Here is a 6,203-nt window from a genome sequence, read left to right on the forward strand (position 1 = left end):
CAGCATGCCGGCCTCCATCCCCATCAGCCACAACGGCAATGATGCCCGGCATAATCTCAAGAAAAAGGCCGCCCCGAGGGGGCGGCCTTTCCAGAAGCCACGGCTGAAATTCAGTCGTCCCAGAAACCGATGATTTCCTCACCGTCGATGAAGATGCCATCGCAATCTTCGGCGGAGGCGGCGTTGGTGCCACCGTAACAAGCGCCGCCTTCATAGCTGTCAAAGCCCTTGATGTAGCTGGAATGTGCCGATGCATCGATACGCAGCGGGGTACTGTAACCCCAGACCGGCGTGGGATCGCTCACGCCGCCAACCATCGGCTCGGACAGTCCGGGGTTGATGGTGATGAGCCCGTCGAAGGTCCAATCGTCGCTAACCTCGAAATCTTGTTCTTCGGTGAGGGTCAGCCGGCCGCTGAGGGCGACCTCGGTATTGTCGGTGGAAATGCCCATCGTCATGAAGTCGAGCAGGTTGCCCTCGATCTGGCAGTTGCTCAGGACCAGGTCATAGCGGTCGTAATCCCCGATGAACTGGCCCCAGGGGGCGGGGCCCTTCGCGCCGGCCATCTCCGGGGGAAGCCCCTCGTAGGTTTCCGAAGTGGTCACGATCAGCACGCCGGTCCCGGGCGCACAAGCCTCGGAGAGATCGATGGTCCCGGTGAGCGGGCCGAACCGCACAATCTGCCCCTCGGGAATCGTCACGCCGTCGAAGTGATCTTCGAGCAGCATGCCGTATTCGACGTAGATATCTTCGGTCTCACTCATGCCCCAGGTCAGCTCGTAGAGCAAATCCATGAGTGCATCGAAGTCACCATCGCCGCTGGGAAGCCCCTTGCCCGCCGATGTCGTCATCTCGACTTCGCCGTCGCAACCCGTGCAGGTGATCCCGCCCACGATGCTCGATTCGCTCGGGCCATCGTAGTTGCCCAGAAGTGCGACGAACGGATCGTCACTGCTACAGGCCTGTGCTCCAAAGACCACAACGACCGCCACGGCCATCAATGCGACCACTTTCTTGAAAATTCGCTCCATATTCCTCAGTCCTTCCTCGTTTTGCTGAACTTGCTCACGGTAGACCGCGCAAGGCCACCTTTATAGAACAGTTCTCGGGGAAGGACACCCTCAAAAAAACCCGCCCCGACCGGCAGGGGCCGATCGGGGCGGGTTTGATCAGAAATCAGATGTACAGTGAATTGGGCCGCGGCGCCGATCAGTCAAAGAGCGAACTGATGTATTCGGCGCTGACAAACGTCCCTTCGCAGCCTGCTTCGGTTACGGTTGTACCGTCGTAACAGATGCCTCCGCTCAAAACGGCCGTTCCAACGGTCTTCGTATCGGCAATCTTGAAATCGACAGTGACCGGCACGTCATAGCCCCAGATCAGCGTGGGCGCGGGCCCGCCGGGGTCCACGGCGCCGGGGTTGAGTCGGACGCTGCCCTTCATGGTGAAGCTGAAGTCCGTCTCATCCTCTTCCCACTGGCTGGTCACGCTGCCCGTAACGGTTACGATCTCATTACCGGCGCCGGTCAGGTCGCCGATGATCTGGCAGTCAACCATCGTCAGCGAGGTATTCAGTCGGAAGTAGAGAAAATCGGCATCGAAGCCGCCCTTCGCCGAGGCCCCCATGCTCGCGCCTGCCAAACGGTAGAAAAAGGTACCCGTCAGCACGCCGGTGCCGTCATTGCAGGCGTCATCGAGACTGGCATACCCGCTCGCCGGGCCGAACACGATCTCCTGATCGGGGTCGAGCCCTTCGGGATAGAGGTCGTTGAGCGTCTCGCCGACCTTCATCTCCATCTCCCCCAGTGAGGGATTATCCGCGCTCGCCTGGTAGAGCGAGAGGATCAGCGCGTCGAGGTCGTCGTCCACCGGGCCCTCGGGGGGTGGCGCAACTTTCACACCCAGCGGTGCAGGCTCAGGGATGGTCCCGTTACAGTTTTCCGTGCAGTTGCCGTTCAGCACCTGAGCCAGTTCCATGGCCGTGGGACCATCGACCTCCCCCAGGGAGAGACCGATCGTATCACTGCCGCAGGCCTGGAGCCCCGCGACCGAAAGCGCCGCCGCGAGCGCAGCAGCGCCAAAAAGCCGAAGTGAGCGTTTCATACTCATTTTCCTTTTCCGTCCCGAGATGGGCATGCGCAAATATTCTGCACAGAAGCCCCCGAAACCGGAATGATCCCCGTCATATGCCAAAGAAAAAGCCGCCCCCGATCGGGGGCGGCTTTTGATCAATACCAACTCACTGCGCGAATGAACCGAAAGCTCAGTCGTCCCAGTAACCGATTACGTCGTTGGCGGTCTCGAAAATGCCATCGCCGCAGGCTTCTGCTGACGCCGCGCTCGGGCCGTCGTAGCACACGCCGCCCTCGCTGCTGTCGAAGCCGTAGGTCTGGGTTTCGCTGGCCGTCGCGTTGAAATGCAGCGGCGTGCCGTAACCCCAGACCGGGGTGGGCTCGGTACCCGCGTTCCCCTCGGTCACGCCGGGATTCACGACAAGGTTGCCCTTCATTGTGATGGTCGTATCCTCGGAGCTTTCCATGTACTCGCGCTCCCAGGTGATGGTCAGGTTGCCGCTGAGTGCAACGCTGGTGTCAGCCGTCTCGATGCCGGAAACCATCATCGGCGGCATGTAGCTGATCAGGTTCCCGCGAATTTCGCAGTTGCTGAGGACCAGGTTGACGCTGTCCCCCCGGGCGATTTCCTCACCCCAGGGTGCGCCCTTCACGCCGGCTTCGGCGGGGTAGCCCTCGAAGCGTCCCCAGACACCGATGACCAACACGCCCGTGCCGGGGGCGCAGGCGTCGCTGAAATCGACAACGCCGTATTGCGGCCCGTAAGTGACGACCTGACCAGGGGCCAGCGTCACGCCGTCGAAGTAATCGTCGCGCTGACCATCAAACTCGATATAGATGTCTTCAGCGGCCGGGCCATCAACGCTCCAGGTCATGTTGCGAAGCAGTTCCATCAGACCATAGAAATCGTCGTCGGCATCGAAAAAGCCCTTCACGCCGCCGGGCACCGCGTCCTCGATCACGCCGTCGCAGTCACCACAGTCGCCCGAATCGCTCACGATCTCCGCCTCGCTGGGACCGTCATTGGTGCCCAGTGCCGCCACGAACGGATTGTCCTCGCCACCGCAGGCCTGCAGGCCGAAGCCCGAGACCATTACTGCCGCGACCGCAATCGCCAGTTTCTTCATTGTCTTGTTCATGTTTCGTCCCCTTGTTTCTTTAAAAGCTGATAGCCAGAGATGAGGCCGTTTATAGCCGATTCCCTCGAATAGAAAAGTGAGCGAAGTCGCTGGAATCGCGCCCTTTTTGGCTCCTTTTCCGCCTCCAGAAAAGAAAAGCCGTCCCTGTTGGGGCGGCTTTTCGCAGCAGGCTCCGGCTGAGGATCGCTGATTCTTCGGCAGACAAGCGATCCAGAGAATCGTCGCATTCGCGAGAGCAGCCTCGCAACCGGACTCGGCCACCGTCGCGGCGCGGTAGTGGACGCCGCCACAAGCGGCGCGGGCTCACGATGCGCTGCCCCTTCAGTCGCAGAGCGTGTCCGCCGGTGCCCGGCCGCTTTGTAGCAAATCGAGTCAGTCAATTGAAGCGGTTTGGCAACTCGCCCGCCGCGCCAGGACATCACGTCTTGAATACCGGATGCACTGACTCACCGTTGCGTCAATCGGTTTGTGCCTGGCTCAACACTGACTCAATCGGACACGCCTGCAACGAAGAGTAGAGTTCCAAAAAATCGAAAGAAATCATGGAGCTACAAACGACACGTTCATGATATCCGGTATACTCGCCGACGGGCGTCAGATTACTTTCGGGATGGATAGAGGGTCGTTTCGTGTCGCTTTATGGCCACAAAACGAGCGGTACGCTGCTGATTGTTGAAGACGACCCGCTCTGGGCAGACCGTGTCCGGGACTGGCTCTCGCTTCAGGGATGGGCATGCGAACGCGCCGATACGCTGAAGCAGGGGATCGCGCTCCTCTCGCGGCAGCCATTCGACGTGGTGCTCCTGAGTGCACGCATGGGCGGCGTCAGCAGCCTCGATGCGCTCGCGCGCACGGAAATGGACAAGAATCCGCCGGCCTTTATCGTTCTGGCAGGCGAATCCGATGCTCACCTGGCCGGCGAGGCCCTGCGCCACGGCGCCTTCGACTTCCAGGTGAGGCCCATCGACATGCCGCACCTGCAGGCCCGGCTGGCCCGCGCGCTGGAGTTCCGGAACTATCGGCACGAGGCCTCTCTCTACCGGCGCCGTCACGATGCGGATTCCCCCGGGCCAAAGCTGCCTGCCGCCGCAGCCGAAGAAAATGTCCGCCAACGACTCATGCTCTTTGCCAGCGGCGCGCCGACCCCCGTCCTGCTTCGCGGTGAGAGCGGCGTTGGCAAGGAAATGGCCGCACGTGCCCTGCACCATTTCAGCAACCGGGCCGGTCGCGCCTTCCTCTATCTCGACTGTGCCGAGCTCAGTGCCGCGCAGATCGAAAGCGAGCTCTTCGGCCGCGAAGCCGGCACCGCCCCGGGCACCCGGAACAATCCCGGCCTGCTCGAACTTGCCGACGGCGGCGCCATTCTCATCGATCATCTCAGCGAGATGCCGCTCGATACGCAGGGGAAGCTGCTCGGCGCAATGGAAACCCGCCGGGTGATCCGGCTTGGCGGCACCAGCGAACGGCTCAGCGATTTCTGGGTGATTGCGGCAACCGACAGGGAACTGCAGCAGGAGATTCGTGCCGGCACGTTCCGCGCAGATCTCTACTACCGGTTGTCGGTGCTGGAGCTGGAGATCCCGCCCCTGCGCGAGCGCCAGGGGGAAATTGCGTCGCTGGCCGCGGACCTGTGCGCGCAGGTGCGCGGGCCCGCACAGCCCCCGGTGGAGATCATGCCCGAGGCCGTGGAAGTGCTCCGCCGCCATGACTGGCCCGGCAATGTTCGCGAATTGCACAGCGTGATCGAGAGCGCGCTTGCGGATCCCGATGTCCGCCGCCTCACCGCATCCGCCGTCCGCAGCGCGATCGCGCGGGTTCACGACGAAGATCCGACACAATCCTCCGCGAAGGAATATCTGCTCAGGGGCGGCAAACCCAGCCCGCTTCGCGCCTGGGTGGAGGCGGCAGAGCGCGACGCGGTGATGCGGGCACTCGATTACACGGCCGGCAATCGAACACGCGCCGCCGAGATTCTGGACATCTCGCGCGCCACCATCACGCGCATCATTGCCAAGTACAACCTGGGCAATCACCCCTCCAGAAACCTGCCGAAAGACACGACCCGGGACTGACTCCATAAAAAACGCGGCGGCCCGTTGGGACCGCCGCGCAAGGTGCAACCGCCGTGGTTTATCCGGCGCCTGGCTGAGTGCGCCGGATTCAGCCGGGGGTTGAATTCAGCGGGTGCACCGATGCCGGTACCAGGCCAGGTTCGAGCAGTACGTGCTGCGCGGGAAATAGGCGCCCATGTGCGCCGCCAGCGCGTCGCTGTCATTGGGATCGCCTTCATAGAAGAGCGCGGCCTGTGCGAAATCAGGATTGGGGGTGAGCTGCCGCATCAGAATCAGCGGCGTGCTGCTGGCGTAGGGCATCCAGTTGTACTGGCAGCTACCCGTAGGCTTGCCGTTCTCCAGCGGGCTGCACAGCCCTGCGGGGCGGTCCGATTCGTTGGAGAAGACGATCGTGATCTGGTCGGTGCTGCCCGGATCGGGTTTGAACTGCCCGTCGTAGGCACAGCCCCACAGGTAGTTGATGTTGCTCATCTGGTGGACGCACACCGACCAGTAGCGAACCTGATCGTTCACTGGATCAACGGCCTCGCCCTCCTCGGTCGCGGGGGTGCGCGGGGCCTTGATCCGCACGACCGCCAGATCGGTGTAGCGCCGGTCGGGATCGAGGAAGGTGCCGATGTACTTGGTCGAGTAATTGAGATAGAAGCCCTCTTCGCCGTCGCCGGGAATCTGGTCGTCGGGCAGGATCGGAAAACCCTGGTCGATGATCTGTGCCAGCGAGGCGCCCACGAACCACTCGGGCGGGCTCTTGGGGTAGAAGCCCGGCACATCGACGCGCGGGGCATCGTAGATCACGGGCGCGCTGGTGTCGGTGAACTCTTCGAGTGGCTCGAGAAAGGCCGGGTCCTGGCCCAGGATTTCGTAGTCGTCGGGCACGAGGGCGCAGATGTCCTCGTAGCTCGTCGGCGTCTGCGCGGTAA

General features: G+C 62.3%; 5 protein-coding genes. 1 reads left to right on the plus strand and 4 read right to left on the minus strand.

Going from position 1 to position 6,203, the window contains the following annotated elements; genetic code table 11:
• Positions 1-110: 110 nt before the first annotated feature.
• The 3 genes from KDH09_10095 to KDH09_10105 all read right to left on the minus strand — a co-directional run bounded on the left by KDH09_10095 (position 111) and on the right by KDH09_10105 (position 3,211).
• The gene (locus KDH09_10095; GenBank protein MCB0220033.1) at positions 111-1,031 is read right to left on the minus strand and encodes a hypothetical protein; all 921 of its coding nucleotides are present in this window, start codon (positions 1,029-1,031) and stop codon (positions 111-113) included.
• Positions 1,032-1,209: 178 nt separating this feature from the next.
• On the minus strand, positions 1,210-2,103 hold the full coding sequence (locus KDH09_10100; GenBank protein MCB0220034.1) for a hypothetical protein: 894 nt from the start codon (positions 2,101-2,103) through the stop codon (positions 1,210-1,212).
• 160 nt (positions 2,104-2,263) lie between these two features.
• Positions 2,264-3,211 (minus strand): hypothetical protein, encoded by a 948-nt coding sequence (locus KDH09_10105; GenBank protein ID MCB0220035.1) that lies wholly within the window; start codon positions 3,209-3,211, stop codon positions 2,264-2,266.
• A 629-nt stretch (positions 3,212-3,840) separates the two neighbouring features.
• Between KDH09_10105 and KDH09_10110 the strand changes: the two genes are divergently transcribed.
• Entirely contained in the window at positions 3,841-5,283 is a 1,443-nt protein-coding gene (locus KDH09_10110; GenBank protein ID MCB0220036.1) for a sigma-54-dependent Fis family transcriptional regulator, read from the plus strand.
• 105 nt (positions 5,284-5,388) lie between these two features.
• Here the strand turns inward: KDH09_10110 and KDH09_10115 are convergent.
• On the minus strand, positions 5,389-6,203 hold an 815-nt coding region (locus KDH09_10115; GenBank protein ID MCB0220037.1), incomplete at its 5' end, for a hypothetical protein.

Source organism: Chrysiogenia bacterium (assembly GCA_020434085.1).
Classification (GTDB): domain Bacteria; phylum JAGRBM01; class JAGRBM01; order JAGRBM01; family JAGRBM01; genus JAGRBM01.

What these genes read in the sequence shown, in the direction of transcription:
- KDH09_10095 (MCB0220033.1), bottom strand. Translation starts at nt 1,031, where the DNA reads ATGGAGCGAATTTTCAAGAAAGTGGTCGCATTGATGGCCGTGGCGGTC.
- KDH09_10100 (MCB0220034.1), bottom strand. Translation starts at nt 2,103, where the DNA reads ATGAAACGCTCACTTCGGCTTTTTGGCGCTGCTGCGCTCGCGGCGGCG.
- KDH09_10105 (MCB0220035.1), bottom strand. Translation starts at nt 3,211, where the DNA reads ATGAACAAGACAATGAAGAAACTGGCGATTGCGGTCGCGGCAGTAATG.